At 70.8% G+C, this 15,125-nt stretch carries 14 protein-coding genes; 7 read left to right on the top strand and 7 right to left on the bottom strand.

All coding sequences use genetic code 11. From position 1 onward, the window contains the following. Positions 1-81 precede the first annotated feature (81 nt). A complete protein-coding gene (locus tag ACIB24_RS00225) occupies positions 82-501 on the top strand; it encodes a hypothetical protein (RefSeq protein ID WP_398273420.1) in 420 nt (139 codons plus the stop codon). A gap of 27 nt (positions 502-528) precedes the next feature. On the opposite strand, the gene ACIB24_RS00220 is transcribed toward ACIB24_RS00225, so the two are convergent. Both ACIB24_RS00220 and ACIB24_RS00215 read right to left on the bottom strand, forming a co-directional pair. Beyond that, positions 529-1,164, bottom strand: a complete 636-nt coding sequence (locus tag ACIB24_RS00220) for a hypothetical protein (RefSeq protein WP_398273417.1) — start codon at positions 1,162-1,164, stop codon at positions 529-531. A gap of 63 nt (positions 1,165-1,227) precedes the next feature. Beyond that, entirely contained in the window at positions 1,228-2,715 is a 1,488-nt protein-coding gene (locus tag ACIB24_RS00215) for an acyltransferase family protein (RefSeq protein WP_398273415.1), read from the bottom strand. A 322-nt stretch (positions 2,716-3,037) separates the two neighbouring features. On the opposite strand from ACIB24_RS00215, the gene ACIB24_RS00210 reads away from it, so the two are divergent. Further along, positions 3,038-4,243 carry a site-specific DNA-methyltransferase gene (locus ACIB24_RS00210; protein WP_398273412.1) on the top strand — a complete coding sequence of 402 codons (1,206 nt, stop codon included), beginning with the start codon at positions 3,038-3,040 and terminating at the stop codon, positions 4,241-4,243. A gap of 7 nt (positions 4,244-4,250) precedes the next feature. Here the strand turns inward: ACIB24_RS00210 and ACIB24_RS00205 are convergent, their stop codons facing one another. Then, on the bottom strand, positions 4,251-5,558 hold the full coding sequence (locus ACIB24_RS00205; RefSeq protein ID WP_398273409.1) for a DNA adenine methylase: 1,308 nt from the start codon (positions 5,556-5,558) through the stop codon (positions 4,251-4,253). A 236-nt stretch (positions 5,559-5,794) separates the two neighbouring features. Here ACIB24_RS00205 and ACIB24_RS00200 point away from each other — a divergent pair, with 236 nt between their 5' ends. Further along, positions 5,795-5,926: a hypothetical protein gene (locus ACIB24_RS00200; protein WP_398273406.1), complete on the top strand. Its 132-nt coding sequence runs from the start codon at positions 5,795-5,797 to the stop codon at positions 5,924-5,926. Positions 5,927-6,060: 134 nt separating this feature from the next. After that, positions 6,061-6,915, top strand: a complete 855-nt coding sequence (locus ACIB24_RS00195) for a hypothetical protein (protein ID WP_398273403.1) — start codon at positions 6,061-6,063, stop codon at positions 6,913-6,915. Positions 6,916-7,089: 174 nt separating this feature from the next. Here ACIB24_RS00195 and ACIB24_RS00190 read toward each other — a convergent pair whose 3' ends face one another. Further along, on the bottom strand, positions 7,090-9,222 hold the full coding sequence (locus tag ACIB24_RS00190; RefSeq protein ID WP_398273401.1) for an amylo-alpha-1,6-glucosidase: 2,133 nt from the start codon (positions 9,220-9,222) through the stop codon (positions 7,090-7,092). Between the two features lie 20 nt (positions 9,223-9,242). Continuing rightward, positions 9,243-10,328, bottom strand: coding sequence for a glycosyltransferase family 4 protein (locus tag ACIB24_RS00185; RefSeq protein WP_398273398.1), 1,086 nt, complete (start codon positions 10,326-10,328; stop codon positions 9,243-9,245). 231 nt (positions 10,329-10,559) lie between these two features. Here ACIB24_RS00185 and ACIB24_RS00180 point away from each other — a divergent pair, with 231 nt between their 5' ends. Continuing rightward, positions 10,560-11,006, top strand: a complete 447-nt coding sequence (locus ACIB24_RS00180; RefSeq protein ID WP_398273395.1) for a hypothetical protein — start codon at positions 10,560-10,562, stop codon at positions 11,004-11,006. Positions 11,007-11,101: 95 nt separating this feature from the next. Further along, on the top strand, positions 11,102-11,443 hold the full coding sequence (locus tag ACIB24_RS00175) for a YkvA family protein (protein ID WP_398276667.1): 342 nt from the start codon (positions 11,102-11,104) through the stop codon (positions 11,441-11,443). Positions 11,444-11,450: 7 nt separating this feature from the next. Here ACIB24_RS00175 and ACIB24_RS00170 read toward each other — a convergent pair whose 3' ends face one another. Next, positions 11,451-12,137 (bottom strand): GTP pyrophosphokinase family protein, encoded by a 687-nt coding sequence (locus tag ACIB24_RS00170; RefSeq protein WP_398273393.1) that lies wholly within the window; start codon positions 12,135-12,137, stop codon positions 11,451-11,453. 53 nt (positions 12,138-12,190) lie between these two features. Further along, the gene (locus tag ACIB24_RS00165) at positions 12,191-13,786 is read right to left on the bottom strand and encodes a cation:proton antiporter (RefSeq protein WP_398273390.1); all 1,596 of its coding nucleotides are present in this window, start codon (positions 13,784-13,786) and stop codon (positions 12,191-12,193) included. Positions 13,787-13,881: 95 nt separating this feature from the next. On the opposite strand from ACIB24_RS00165, the gene ACIB24_RS00160 reads away from it, so the two are divergent. Continuing rightward, complete coding sequence (locus tag ACIB24_RS00160) at positions 13,882-15,084, top strand: permease (protein ID WP_398273388.1); 1,203 nt, start codon at positions 13,882-13,884, stop codon at positions 15,082-15,084. Positions 15,085-15,125: the final 41 nt, after the last annotated feature.

Below are 15,125 nucleotides of genomic sequence, written 5' to 3'. Positions count from 1 at the left end.
ACGACGGTAACCGAGGCTGTGGGCCAGGTGTGGGGGTGGCGTGGGTGGGCTGCGTCGCCGCGGCGCCCGAGGCTGAACGACATGACCACTTACGCGCATGTCCAGTCCTCGTCCGTCATCCGCAGCCCGTTCGGCGTCCAGATCTCGTGGGTGCTCACCGCCGCGTTCACGCTGTCGGTCGTGCACACCGTCTACAGCTACCTCGTCGGCATCGAGGACCCGCGGTTCACCGTCACCACCCCGGTGGCCTACGTGTTCTACGCCGTCGGGTTCGCGTCGGCCTGGCTGGCACGGCGCCCCGAGGGCTGGGCCCGATGGACGCTGCTCGGGTACCTCGCCGTGTTGCTCGTCGTGTCGGTGTTCTTCTACCCGACCACGTTCCGCGTCGACCAGCAGACCACCTTCGGCTGGTTCGAGAACGACGTCTACACCGGACTGCTCATGATCGCGACGTACCTCGCTGTGCTGGGTCTCGCGGGCCCACGTCGCGTGGAGCGGTAGGCGTCGGGAGGAGTGGGCGGCGCTCGCTCAGCACTTCTCGTCGAACTTCACGACGGTCAGGCTGACCGGGACGCCGCCGAACTTCCCACCCGGCTTCGGTTTCTGCGTGCAGACCTGCCAGTTCGACAGCACGAGGATCGGCCGGTGCCGGTTCTTTCCGTCGGTCACGCTCAGGCTCACGTTGTCCCCGAGGGACTCTTGAGCGATGTTGAGGCTCGTGCCGATCAGGTCGGGCATGGTGTCGCCCGCCTTCTCGACCTCGCCCGCGCCCCCGTCGGACTTCGGGCACTTCTCGTCGAGTTTCACCGTGCCGAAGTCGATCTCGGTGTCGGTGGGTCGCTGGCCGGCGGCGGGGGACTGGAAGCACACCTGCCAGTCCCGGTCCCAGAGCTGGCTGCGGCCGCGCCCCAGCGCATCGTGCGAGGTGAGCCGGTCGAAACCGGCGGCCTGGGCGTCGTCCTGGGCGACCTGCAGTCCCTTGCCGACGAGGTCGGGCAACTGCGCCTTCTCGCCGTCGGAGCTACCGGACGACGTGCCGCCGGCTGCCGAGGCGGGCGCCGGTGCCGTCTCGGCGGGGGCCGTGCCGTCGGCGCCCAGCCCGCCCTGGGTGCTCCCGCACCCGGCGAGCACGAGCACCGCCACGACCACCGGCCAAGCCCTCATCGCGTGCCTCCTCGCCCCACCCTCGAGTATGAGGGGTGTCCGAGCCGGCACAAGGGGCCCGACTCACATCTTGAGCCGCGCCCGGACCACCGGCGCCAGGATCCGTCCGTACTCGGGCGTCACGTGTGAGGCGTCCTGGTACATCAGGATGTTGCCGTAGATCACGGGGCATTCCGTCTCGGTGCAGAACCACGACGCCGGGTCCACGACCTCCGCCCCGTCCTGCCGGGCGGCCTCGCGCAACAGCGTCCGCCGCTCGCCGGTCGTCGCCCTGTCGCGCGTGGTCACGCACGCGGGAACGTCTTTCAGGTTCTCGGCCAGGCAGTCGGGGACGTTGTCGTGCTGCCACGGGGTGTCCTCGATGAAAACGGTGCGGCGGCTGTCGGAGATCAGGCGGGCCAGGGTCTTGTGCCAGCCGGCGATCCAGGCGTCGTTCTGCTTGTCGGGGGCGATCTCGGTGCCGTCGGGGTTCAACGCGGTGCCGCCGTCGTAGTTCGAGGAGGTGACCACGAGCGCGGGACGGAGTTCGTCGATCCGGTCGAGCGCGCGCTGCCGCCACTCGACGCACTCGGTGTACCCGCGCTTGAAGAAGTCGAAGTAGATCTCCACGTCGGCGGCCGTGCAGGCGCCCTTGGTGAGGTTCACCAACCGCCAGCCACGCTGCAGTGCGATCCGTTCCAGGGCCGGGAACCACTGGGCCGCATGCGAATCCCCGAAGAGCACCACCGTCCTGCGGGCGTGGGCCGAGGCCCTCCCGTACCGCTCGCAGCTCCTGGACCACGAGATCGGCTTCGCCTCCAGGTGACACCCGTCGCGGTAGACCCGTGGCGCGTCGAAACGGGCCATCGTCACCTTGGGGGTGAGGTTCCTGGGGACCCGTTGCACGCCGACCGCCTTCTCCAGTGCGGCGGCGAGCCGGCGGTCGGGCTTCGACTCCGTGGTCAGGTCGGCGACCGGTGCGGCGGCGGCCGCACCGGACTCCCGGGACGGCAGGTCGAGGACGGTGCGTGCCGTGCCGATGGATGCGCCGACCAGAGCGAGGCCGAGGAGCACGGCCAGAACCGGTTTCGTGCGCAGCGTCGAGTGCCGGGCCGGCTGCTCGACGAGGGCGAAGGTGATGCGGGCCAGCAGCAGCGTGGCCCCGGCGACGCCGAGCCCCTCGCCGAGCGTGAGGTCGTGGCCCAGCAGGTACGGCGCGATGATCAGCGCCGGCCAGTGCCACAGGTACCACCCGTAGGAGTACTCGCCGACCATGGTCATCGGCTCCGCTTCGAGCAGCCGGCTGCGGGAGACCACGCCCCCGGCGATCACGAGACAGGCGCCCAGGACGGGGATCCCGGCGTGCCAGCCGGGGAATGCCGTCCCCTCGGTGAAGGTCACCACCGAGTAGCCGACGGCCCCGAGCCCGATCCAGCGCAGCGTCCGGCCGGCCACGGCGGGGATCGTCTCCAGCTGCGCCGCCACGGTCGCAAGGACGGCTCCGGCGGCGAGTTCCCAGCCGCGGGTGGTCGGGTCGAAGTAGGCGCGTCCGGCGTCCTGCTGGGTCAGCACGAGACCCCAGACGAACGAACCGGTACCGAGCGATGCCCTCCAAGGCGCCGGCCAGCACAGCGTCGTTCATCAGGTCGACGTCGTCGGGTCTGGTGATCCTCTGGTGGCGTGCGTGCCGGCCCGTGAACTTCACCGCTCCTCCAGACCCTTCCGCCCCGTGATTCCGGGGGCATCGGGCCAGGTCGCGCACGCCTTGAATGTGTTGGACACCTGATCGACAGGTGAGGATGGCTGTTCACTCGTCCGGCGTAGTGGATGTCGGTGCCCGGGATAGAACGGCTTCCGGGTAGCGTGCACCGCGAACCAGGATCGGAGCCGAAGCGTGCGCAGTGAACCAGTTCCGGCGCCGGCCGGCGACCGCCGATCACGGGCGACCGCCGAGCTGACCTGGCCCGGGAAGCGGGTGGGCCACCACGCCGGGCTGGTGCCGGTCCCGTCGCCGGCCCGGGCCAGCTGGGACGTGCGGGGGCGCCTGGTCTGCGGTGAGCGCGCCGACAGCCTGCTCCTACGCGCCGACGCGGGCGTCGCCCTGGCCGAACTGCTGGCCGCTCCCGGCGCCGTCGACGGCGGCGTGAAACTCTGTTATCTGGACCCGCCCTACAACACCGGTGAGCGGTTCGCGCACTACGACGACCGCTCCGACCGGGCCGCCTGGCTGAGCACCCTGCGCGACCACCTGCTGCTGGCCCGGGAGCTGCTGGCCGCCGACGGCAGCCTGTGGTTGCACCTCGACGACTCCGAGCAGCACCGGGCCCGCTGCGTCCTCGACGAGGTGTTCGGCGAGGAGGCGTTCGTCGCGACGATCATCTGGCAGAAGCGGACGAGCCGGGACAACCGCAAGGCGTTCAGCTCGATGCACGACTACATCCACGTGTACGCGCCGGCCGGGCCGAAGGTGTGGAAGTCGGTGCGCAACGGGCTGCCCGACGAGGGTGCCTTCAGCAACCCGGACGGCGACCCCCGCGGCCCGTGGCGCTCCGTGCCGATGAACGTCCAGGCCGGGCACGCCACCGCCGGGCAGTTCTACACGGTGACGACCCCCACCGGGGTCCGGCACGACCCGCCCCCGGGCCGGTGCTGGACGTACACGGCGCCGCGGTTGGCCGAACTGGTCGCCGACGGGCGGGTGTACTGGCCCCGTGGCGGTGACGGCAAACCGCGGTTGAAGCGCTACCAGTCGGAGGTCACCGGTCTGGCCCCGTTCACCATCTGGACGGCCGACGAGGTCGGCGACACCGGCAGCGCGAAACGGGCTCTGCTGAGCGAGTTCCCGGGTCTGCAGGCGTTTGACACCCCCAAGCCGCTCGGCCTGCTGGAGCGCATCGTCTCGGTGGCCACCGACCCCGGTGACCTGGTGCTCGACTACTACCTGGGGTCGGGGACGACGGCCGTCGCCGCCCAGCGCCTGGGGCGCCGCTGGATCGGGGTCGAGCAGAGCGCGCGCACTGTCGAGGAGTTCACGCTCCCGCGGCTGCACGCCGCGTGGGCCGATGCCCCGGGCGGCGGGTTCGCCTTCGGCGCCTTCTAGCGCGGCGCTAGTTCTGCCCGACGACGAGAATCTCTGCCGCGCGGTCGATCTCGGCGCCCAGGTCGACCCGGTTGAACCGGCTGTGCGACGACGCCTCGACGTCGACGAGGCTCACGTCGGTGAAGTAGTCACCGGCGATGGACACCAGGTCGTGGACGGATATCAGCCGGGTCTCGGGCCGGGCTTTCGTGCCGGCGCTCATCGGCGAGTACGACAGCACGAGCGGTACGCCGAGTCGTTTCGCCTCGGCCATCAGGTGCCGGAACGACGGGCGCGCCTGCGTGCGGATCGAGAACGGCGACTGGTGCCGCTCGGCCCGGTAGAGGCCCCGGCTCGGGCCGAAGGTGCCGGGCGCGAGCGAGACGCCCGGATCGTCGTCCAGCGCAATGGTTTCCAGCACGTGGTAGAACCGGCTGTAGTGGTCGCGGGTGTACGGCGGGTCCGCGTAGATCACGCCGACCTCCGGGCCGAGCGCCGACAGGGTCTCCTGGAAGTCGGAGCGCACGGCCGTGCACGGGTGCGCGGTCGGCGTCAGTTCGGCGTAGCGGGCCAGCCGGCGCGCGAACCCGTCGAGCACCGAGTACTGGCGGCGCCGGGCGACCGAGGTGACCCAGCTGCCCTTAAGCGACCCGTCGCGGCGGCGCGGTTGGACCGGCTGCGCGAAGTGGTTGCCGACCGTCGACACCGCGTCGCTGGCCGCGCCCATCACCGCCGCCACCGCCGTGTCGTCACGGCCGTCCCCCCGGATCGCGTGCCGGAGCGCGTCGAGCTCCAGAGCTTGGGCGTAGGAGAAGTAGACGCCGCCGTAGTACCAGGTCAGCGTGGTCCGCGCGGAGTCGGCGGACTCGAGGGCCCGACGTTTGGCCTGCTCCAGCTCCGGCGCCCCGGCTGCGGCTAGCTCGAATGAACCGCCCTCGATCAGCGCCGCCAGCCGGGTCGGGTCCGCGTCGCTGACGGCCCCCGCCTCTAAGGCGAGGAGGTCGGCGAAAGCCGGGCGGACGTCGTCCAGCCAGGTTCGCGCGATGCGCAGCAGCGCCTCGGTCTCGGCCGCGGAGAAGGCCGTTGGCCGAGTCAGGGCGCGCGCGAGGACTTGCGAGTACGTCTGGATGTCGGCGCTGACGACCGGCCGCGACTGCGCGAGCCGCCGGCTGACCACCGACGTGCCCGCGAACAGGTCGCACGCCGCGCGCCCCGGCCCCGCGACCCGGTCGACGGCCTGCTCGATGGCGTCGAGGTAGCGGGACTTGTTGCCGATGTAATGGATCGGGCGGAGGTCCCCGGAGCGCGCGGCCGGCGTCACCACGCTCTCGTCCATGGGCGTGAGTCTGACAGGTGCGTCGAACGCCTCCGGCTCGCCGTCCGCCGGCTCGGCGTCGTCGCGAGGCGCATCAACGATCGTTGATACGGCCTCCGATCAGGCGATGCCCGGCGCCTCTGCGGTGACTACCCTCAGGTCCGATACGTCACGTGGGGAGCGGTGACGGACAACGACGAGATCCAGCTGATCAGCGACTCTTGAACGGCTGCCGGGCCCAGGCGGATACTCGATTCGTGGCTGTTCAGAGCGTGCACACCCAGCTCACGCCGTCGGACGGCGGTGGCTGGCTGACGTGGTCGCTGCGGGTCGCGATCGGGCTCGATCTAGTCATCCTGGCCCTGCTGGTTGTCCTACCCCTGCGTTAGCCTGACCGCTCCCAGACTCGACGGGACGGGGGCGCTGGGTGGCTCGCGAAGGCGGCAGGGAAGCCGGTGATTCGGGCCCGGACGACGGGCGCGGGGTCGCGTCGTCGGGCTGGAGTCTGCTGCGGGGTGCAGCGGTGCTCGCCGCGTCGCTCATAGGCCTGGTCTCGGGCGTCGGCGGTCTCCTGGCCGGCGGGACGCTCGGCAAGCTCTCCCTGCGGATCATCGCCGTCGTCGCGCTCGGCTATGTGCTCGTCGGCCTGGTGAATCGGTACCTGCTGCAGGAGCGCCGCCGGCTGCGTGCTCAGGCCGCGGCCTTGCGGGACGAGTTCGCCGAGTACCGGGCCGCGAAGGACGCCGAGTGGGGTCGATACATCGGGGCCGTCGAGCGGCTCGTCGACCGGCAGTCGCTGCAGTACACCGAGTCGCTGGAGATCACCCTGGTCATCGGCGCCGACTCCGACGGGGACCGAGTGGTCGAGCGCCGCGTCATCACGCCCACGCCGTACCTGTCGTTCCGGTCGCTGCGTCCGGTCATCCCGCAGGACACCCTGGTGCCGTTGACGTTCGACGACCTGGACCTGCGGGTGGCGTTCGACGACCCCGACAACGTGCGCGCGACGCTCGTCCCGTTGGCCGAACGGGCCAGTGAGATCCGGATTCTGATCGTGTTCGACCCCGAGGTACGCGAACAGTTCGCGTGGACGTTGAGCTACCGGTCGCGGGGCCTGTTCGACACCCTGCGGGAGCAGGGCGTGGACCGGATTTTCTGGGACGCCCGCAGCCCTCTTGGGCTGCGCGACGCCGGCACGTTCGAGGATTTCCGGGTCAAGTTCGTGTTCCCGGACGGCGCGCACGGCGCCATCGAGGAGGACGGCGTTCGGGGGGTCACGACCCATCCGCGCGTCGGCGAGGTGCCCTTCGTGGTCGAGTGGCACGACCCGACCCCCGAGGGCGAACGCTACGTCTGGGACGTCACGCTCCAAACGTGAAGCGGGTGCCCTCCGTCAGGAGGGCACCCGCTCGACTCTCAGTTCAGTTGCCCCCGCCGCCACCGCGGGAGGACGTCTCACCTGTGCTCATGCGTCCAGCTCCGACTCTCGTAGGTGGTCGTCGCAGCGACCTCGACGCCACAAGTCTACGCCGGTTTGCTCGGCTGTACGCGGTCACGCAGGCGGGGCGAGGGAGGCGATGCCGGACCCTTCGAGCCCCGCCAGGTGCCACCCGTGTGGCGTCACCTCGACGTCCAGGGACAGGTCCTCCAGGCGCAATCCCCGGACCTCCAGGGGCAGGTACTGCTCCGGGACGTGCGGGTCGCAGTAGATCTGCCGCTCCTGGACGGCCGGGTCGAGCCGCAACAACGATCGTAGGAACGAGAACGGCGTGGCCGCGGCCCACGCCTGAGGAGAGCAGGCGGCGGGGTAGGGGACGGGCTCGGGGAACTCGTCGTGGCCGAAGCCGCAGAACAGCTCGGGCGGCCGCCATCCGAAGTACGACACGGCGTCCAGCAGGCCGGTGATGACCCGCTGCGCCTGGCCGGTGAACCCGTACCGCATCAAGCCGGCCGCGCAGAGGGCGTTGTCGTGCGGCCAGATCGACCCGTTGTGGTAGCTCATCGGGTTGTAGGCGCCGTTCGACGCGGCCAGCGTGCGGATACCCCAACCGGAGAACATGTCGTCCGACAACAGGTGCGCCGCGACGGCGGGGGCCTTCTCGCGGTCGACGATGCCGGACCACAGGCAGTGCCCGATGTTCGACGTCAGCGAATCGACGGGCCGCTTGTCGCCGTCGAGTCCGACCGCGAAGTAGCCCCGGTCGGGCAACCAGAAGGCCTCGTTGAAGCGCCGTTTCAACAGGTCGGCGCGCGACGTCCAGTGCTCGGCCAGCTCGGCATCGCCCGCGTCACGGGCAAGAGCGGCTCGGGCCCGGAACGCGGCGTACGTGTAGCCCTGCACCTCGGCCAGCGCGATCGGCGGCTCGGCGACGGCCCCTGAGGCGAAGGTGATCCCGTCGCCCGAGTCCTTCCAGCCCTGGTTCACGAGCCCGGCATCGGTGAGCCGTTGGTACTCGACGAACCCGTCGCCGTCCCGGTCGCCGAACTCGGTGATCCACGCCAGCGCCCGGTCGGCGGCCGGCAGCAGCGCCGCGACCTCGACGGGGTGCCGGCCCCAGCGATGCAGCTCGCCGAGCAGCATGACGAACAGCGACGACGAGTCGATCGACCCGTAGTAGACGCTGCGACCGCCCAGCGCGAAGTCGGTCGACGGCCCGAACCGGATCTCGTGCAGGATCTTTCCCGGCTCCTCCTCCGACTTCGCGTCGATGGTGCGCCCCTGATGGTCGGCCAGCGTCTGCAGCGTGCCCAGCGCCAACGACGAATCGACGGGCACGAGCATGTGTGACGTCAGCAGAGAGTCCCGACCGAACAGGGCCATGAACCACGGCGCCCCGGCGGCCACGACGGCCCGTTCGGGGGAGCGGGGGTCGAAGATCCTCAGCGTGCCGAGGTCTTCGAGCGAGCGCTTCAGGGTGGCCTTGAGCCCCGCGTGCGGGGTCTCGATGCGCGGGCTGGCGGCCCGCCAGGCGGCCAGCGACCGGGCCGGCGCCGCCTCGTCGACCGGAACCCCCTCCGGGTAGGCCAGAGTCATCCGCGAGCCGTCGATCACCGGCACGGCTTCGACGACGGAGTGCCACTCGGTGCGCGGGTCCAGGGACACCTGCCACGAGACGAACCCGCCGTCCCCGACCACCTGGAGCTCGGCGTCCCCGGACGCCCGCACGAGCAGGCCCTCCTCCCGGTGGCCGCGCCGCCGGTGCAGGTACAGCCCCTCGTGCGAGACGTCCGCGACGACGTCGTCCGGGTGCTGCGAGCGGCCCTCCTTCACTTCGAAGAGATCGGCGAAATCCGCCTGCACACGCAGCAGGACGTCCAGTTCGACGGGGTGTCCGTTGGTGTTGCGGATGGTCAGGTCCTCGCGCATCCCGTCGCCGACGTAGCGCCGGCGCACGACCAGCAGCGAGCTGTCGCCGAGCCCGGTCTGAGGGTGCACGCGGTTGAGGCAGGTGGCCGTGAAGGGGGCCGCGCTCTGCACGCCGAGCGACGTCGTCCGCTCGCCCTGCACGGTCAGCTCCCAGCGGGAGACGACCCGGGTGTCGCGCACGAACAGCCCCTGCGGGCGCCCGGGTACGACGTCGCCGTCTACCTCGCTGATGCAGAACGTCGACCCCTCGACCAGGGTGACCGCCGAGCCGGCGCCGGCGGCCCCGGCGGGTTCACCCTCGAACGTCCACTGCGACAAGCGACCTCACCTCCGAGCCCTCAGCGGGCGGCCTGGACGACGGTCCGCACCGAAAGCCCGATCGCTCGCTTCGGCCGGCTGTCCAGTATCCGCCGGTAGAGGTCCGCGTAGTCGCGCGCCATCCGCTCCATGCTGAACCGTTCGACGGCCGCGGCCCGGCAGTCGGCGCGTGAGATCGCCTCCAACCGGCCGACGGCCGCGATCATGGCACCGCCGTCGTGGCAGAGGAACCCCGTCACGCCGTGGTCGACGATCTCGGGTGCCGCGCCGAGCGGTGAGGCGAGGACCGGCGTCCCGGTGGCCAGCGCCTCGGCCATGACCAGGCCGAAGGGTTCCCGCCAGGCGATCGGGTTCACCAACGCCCGGGCCCGGTGCAGCAGGTCGAGGCGCACGTCGAGCGGCGCCTCCACGTGCAGCACGTCGTCCGGGCCGAGGAGCGGGCTGACGCAGTCCGAGAAGTACTGCCGCTCAGACGCTTCGCGCATCTTCGTGGCGATCACCAGCCGATGCCCGGTCTCGCGGGCGACCCGGACGGCGGTGTGCACGCCCTTGTCGGCGCACATCCGTCCCATGAACATCAGGTAGTCACCGCTGCCGGCGGTCGCGGCGGGTCCGGGTCGGTAGACGTCGAGATCGATCCCGTGGTGCACGATGTCGGTGATCGGTACGTCGACCGCCGAGCGCGCGTGCGACTTCGAGATCGCGACCACGTCTGCGGTGCGGGCGATCTCGGTGAAGATGCGGGTGTTCGTCGGGTTGAACGGGTTGTGGTTGGTCACGACCACCGGCGGCAGGTTCGGGCAGGCCCGCAGGGCGAGCATCGGCCCGAGAACCGTGTGGTCGTGGATGATGTCGACGTCCGCGAGCGCCTCGTAGGCCTCGAGGACGTGCGCCGCCTCGGCGGCGCTGTCGCCCATCGGTTCGGCGCCGTGCTCGTGCAGGTGCAGGCGAGGCACGGGGCAGGTGGAGTCACCCACGGTGAACAGCTGGACGTCGTGGCCGGCGGCGGCGAGCCCCCGGGCCAGGTGGTCGACCACCGCTTCGGTCCCGCCGTAAGCGGTGGGGGGCACCGGGATCCACGGCGGGGCGATCAGACCTACGCGCATTGCGTCTCCTGACTCGACAGTGAGCCTAAGCCGCTGAGGCTAGCGACGCCGTAACGTTACGCAGCTCGACCTGACCCAGCGTTGACGTTCGCCTAGGCGAACGGAAAGGAAAGGACGCATTCCGCGACGGCGGATGCTCCTTCGGCGGTGTTCCACCCCTCCTTGACCACGGAACCCGGAAGGATGGCTTTCGTCCGGAATCCGACCGAACGTTCCTGCAGGGAGACCGATATGGCGCGCACCGTCGTCTACGACCAGGGCAACCGCGGCGCCGACGGCTATGCGTCGAAGCTCGCCAAGTACGTGCCCGTCGAGGTGATCACCCTGGCGACGAGCTTCTTCGCGGTCTTCCAGGTCGGTAGGGGCTGGGTGTACTTCTGGCTGGCCGTGGCGACGGTGGCCAACGCCGTCTACCTGGTCGCGATCGGCGTGCAGCAGCCGCCCGAGACGCGCCCGGAGAACTACTTCTACGTGCTGGCGACCTTCGCCTTTCTCTTCTGGGCGGCCGCGACGATCGACGCCGTCGCCACCACGTTCGGCCTGAGCGGCGGCACCGGCGCCGGGCAGCGCGCGTTCGTCCTGGCCTTCGCCGCCTTGTTCATCCCGGCCGTCGACAGCCTCTTCTCGTCCGACCCGCTGAAGGAGTGGCTCGTGAAGGCCCGGCTGCGCCGCGCTTGAGCCCTCCTCGTCGTCGGGCAGGCTGATGGGTTGTGGAACGTCTGCTGATCATCGCCGGGGTCGCCATCGGTCTCTGGGCGCTGAGTTGCCTCGTCATGGTCCTGTTCGCGCACCGGCTACCGCCCGGCCTGCTGCGGGACCTGGCCGAGTTCCTGCCGGCCTGCGTGACGACGGCCCGCCGCCTGCGTCAGGACCCGGACGTCCCGCGCCGGGCCAAGGTGGCGCTGCTGATCGCCGTCCTGTGGGTGCTGTCGCCGATCGACCTGCTGCCCGAGTTCCTGCCGGTGATCGGCCCGCTGGACGACGTGGTGGCCGTCGTCCTACTGCTGCGCTACGCCGGGCGCAGCATCCCGCGCGAGAAGCTGCTCGCGGCGTGGCCGGCCGAGCCGCGCCTGCTGGAGCGGTTGCTGGGCCGCCCCCAGGAACGCGCCGACTGATCCGGTCTCAGCGGGCGCCGTGCAGTTCGCGGTGCAGGGCCTCCATCTTGGCGTCCAGCTCCTGCGCCGCGTCCGCGGCGTCCTTGAGCTCGGCGACGAGGTCGGCGGGCACGTTGCCGTCGTACTTGTAGTGGATCTTGTGCTCGAGGCTGGCCCAGAAGTCCATCGAGATCGTCCGGAACTGGACCTCGACGGGCACACTGATCGTGCCGGTCGACAGGAACACCGGCACCTCGACGATGGCGTGAAGGCTCTTGTAGCCGTTCGGTTTCGGCGTCGCGATGTAGTCGCGCACCTCCCGGACGGTGATGTCCGACTGCTTCGTCAGCAGGTTGAAGATCAGGTAGACGTCCTGGGTGAAGCTGCACGTGACCCGCAGACCCGCGATGTCGACGATGTGCTGCCGGATCGAGTCGATGTCGGGCGCGACGCCCTTGCGGATCACCTTGCGGGTGATGCTGTCGGCCGACTTGACCCGGCTGGTCACGTGCTCGATCGGGTTGTAGTCGTGCATGTGCCGGAACTCGTCGCTCAGGATCGAGATCTTGGTCTCGACCTCGCGCAGGCCGAACTCGTACTCGTACATGAACCGCTGCAGCTGCCCCTGCATCCGGTGCAGGTCCTCGGGTGACAGCTGTACCGGGTGCGCCGGGACGTCGGGGGCCGGGCCGGTCTCGTCGGTCGGGTTGCTCATAGGCCTCTGAATGTAGTTCCTCCGGCCGTTCGACCCGGTTCCGGAAGGTCGGCTCAGATCGCCAGTCGCGCGGCCCGGCCCTCCACGTCACCCAGCACCGTGTCCGCGGTGGCCGGACTCACCTCCCCGCGAGCCCGGGCCGAGAGCACCACCTCGCGCTCGGCGTCCGTGGCGACCCGCAACGCCGCGGCGTACCGCCGGCCGGCCGGGCCCGACGGATCGGGCGCGTGGCCCGGCGGCCGGTCGCCGGTCAGGGCCTGGTCCAGCTCGTGCTGGGCGCGCAGCCGCCCCTCGTACTGGGCCAGCGCCGCGCGCGTGCCGGGTTCGCCGTCGGCGCACGCCTCCTGGAGGGTGGCGACGGCGGCCTCGAGCGCGCGCATCTGCAGGTGCCGGACTTCGGACGCCTCGTCGGCCGGGTCGCCCACGCCGAGCCGGCGGACGAGGAACGACAGGGTCAGGCCTTGCCCGAGCAGGGTGACCAGCACCCCGGCCAGGGCGATCAGCACCACGTCGGTGCGCCAGGCCAGGTCCGATCCGTCGTCGGCCACCACCGGCAGGGCGAGTGCGGTGGCCACGGTGACCACCCCGCGCATCCCGGCCCACGAGGCGACCGCGGTCTCGCGCCAGCCGATCGGTACCGGTGCTTCGCGGCGGCGGGACATGGCGCGCGAGGCGAGCGCCCCGGGGAAGAGGTAGAGCGGTCGCAACAACACCAGTGCGCCGATCACGACCAGCGCCGACCCCACCGGGAGCGCGTCGACGTCCACCCCGCGCACGCTGGCCGTGAGCTCGTAGCCGAGCAGCACGAAGACCAGCCCGGTGATGAGGAAGTCGGCGTACTCCCAGACCGAGCGGCCCAGCAGCCAGCCGCGTGCGGTGATGGCCGGGTGGGCCTTGCTGCGCAGGAACAGGCCGAGCGTGAGCACGGCCAGGACACCCGAGCCGTGGAACTCCTCGACCCCCAGGTAGGCGACGAAGGGTGCGGCCAGGGTGACGGTCGTCTCCGGTTCGGCGTCGTGCAGGAGGCCGAGCGCGTAGGTGGTCAGCCAGCCGATCACGAGCCCGCCCACCACCCCGACCACGAGCGCGAGCAGCAGTTCCTCGACGGCGAACCCGGCGCTGAACTCGCCGGTCACCGCCACGGCCAGAGCGACCTTGTACATCACCAGTGCGGTGGCGTCGTTGAACATCCCCTCGCCCTCCAGCACGGTGACGAGCCGTTCCGGCAGTCGCAGCCGGCGGGCCACGGCCGTGGCCGCGACCGGGTCGGGCGGCGACAGGATCGCGCCGAGGACGACGGCCGCCGTCCAGCTCAGACCGCACGCACGGGCCGCGACCGCGGCCACCGCCCCGCTGGCGACCGTGAGACCGACGGCCAGCAGCGCGACCGGTGCGGCGGCGTCCCGGAACTGTCCGACCGTCGTGCGCTGGGTGGCCGCGAACAGCAACGGCGGCAGCACGGCGGGCAGGATCCAGTCCGCCTGCAGCTGCGGCAACGTGTCCGGCAGACCGGGCAGCAACGGCAGCAGCAGGCCGTAGATCAGCAGCAGCACGGGGTGCGGAACGTTGACCCGTTCGGCTACCGGGGTCAGCACCACGACCCCGGTCACGAGGGCCACCGGCAGCAGGAACTGGTCGAGGTCGTGCACGTTGGTCACCCTCCGGTCGGCTCCGCAGGCCGAATCCATGTAGTCGTGCACATGATGTCAGGCGACAGGTGGCCTCGGAGCGCAGGGAAGAGGATATGGCGGACGTGCTGCACGCGATCGGGGAGGCGCTGGCCACGAGTGGGACGATGGCTTGGCAGATCGGCTGGTCGCTGGTCCTGGGTTTCGCCCTCTCGGCGGTCGTGCAGGCCGTCGTTGCGCGGGACGCCGTCTCCCGGCTGCTCGGTGACGACCGGCCCACCACGCTCGCGAGAGCGGCCGGCCTGGGGGCTGCGTCCTCGTCCTGCTCCTACGCGGCCGTCGCCCTGGCCCGCTCACTCTTCCGCAAGGGAGCCAGCTTCACCGCGGCCGTGGTCTTCGAGGTGGCCAGCACCAACCTCGTGATCGAACTGGGCATCATCCTGGCTCTGCTGCTCGGCTGGCGGTTCACGCTGGCCGAGTTCGTCGGCGGCCCGATCATCATCGTGCTGCTGGCCGTGCTGTTCCGGCTCGTGGTCCGGCAGCGGCTGATCGAGCAGGCCCGTGAGCAGGCCGACCGAGGGCTGGCCGGGGCGATGGAAGGGCACGCGGCGATGGACATGTCGGTCGGGGGCGACGGCGGGCCGCTGCGCCGGCTGGTCTCGCGCGACGGGTTCACGGCGGTCAGTCACGTGTTCGTGATGGAGTGGGCGGCCGTGCTGCGCGACATCGTGCTCGGCCTCCTGCTGGCCGGAGCGGTCAGCGCATGGGTCCCGGACTCGTTCTGGCAGAAGCTGTTCCTCACCGACCACGACGTGCTCGCCACGCTGTGGGGGCCGGTCGTCGGGCCGTTCATCGCGGTCCTGAGTTTCGTCTGCTCGGTCGGCAACGTCCCCCTGGCCGGGGTGCTGTGGAACGGGGGGATCAGCTTCGGAGGCGTGATCTCTTTCCTGTTCGCCGATCTCATCATCCTGCCGATCCTGCTGATCTACCGGAAGTACTACGGCACCCGGATGACGCTGGTCCTTCTCGGCTGCTTCTACACGACGATGGTCGTCGCGGGCTATCTGGTCGAAACGCTGTTCTGGGTGACCGGTCTGCGGCCGCAGGAGCGCGACGCGCATGTCGCGGAGCATTCGCTCTCCTGGAACTACACCACCTGGCTGGACATCGTGTTCCTCGCCGTGGCCGCGGTTCTCGTGGTGCGGTTCGTCCGCACCGGGGGCGTGCCCATGCTGCGCATGATGGGGGGCGGTCCCGCGCACGACGACGACGCTGACCAGCCCGAACCTAGCGACGTCGACGAGTCAGCAGGCCGATGAGCAGCACCCCGGCCAGTAGCAGCCCCCAGCCGAACACGACG

The organism is Spongisporangium articulatum, from assembly GCF_044465595.1.
Taxonomy (GTDB): Bacteria; Actinomycetota; Actinomycetes; order Actinomycetales; family Kineosporiaceae; genus Spongisporangium; species Spongisporangium articulatum.
Note: the sequence above shows the minus strand (reverse complement) of the source record. Positions and strands in the feature narration are given on the sequence as shown.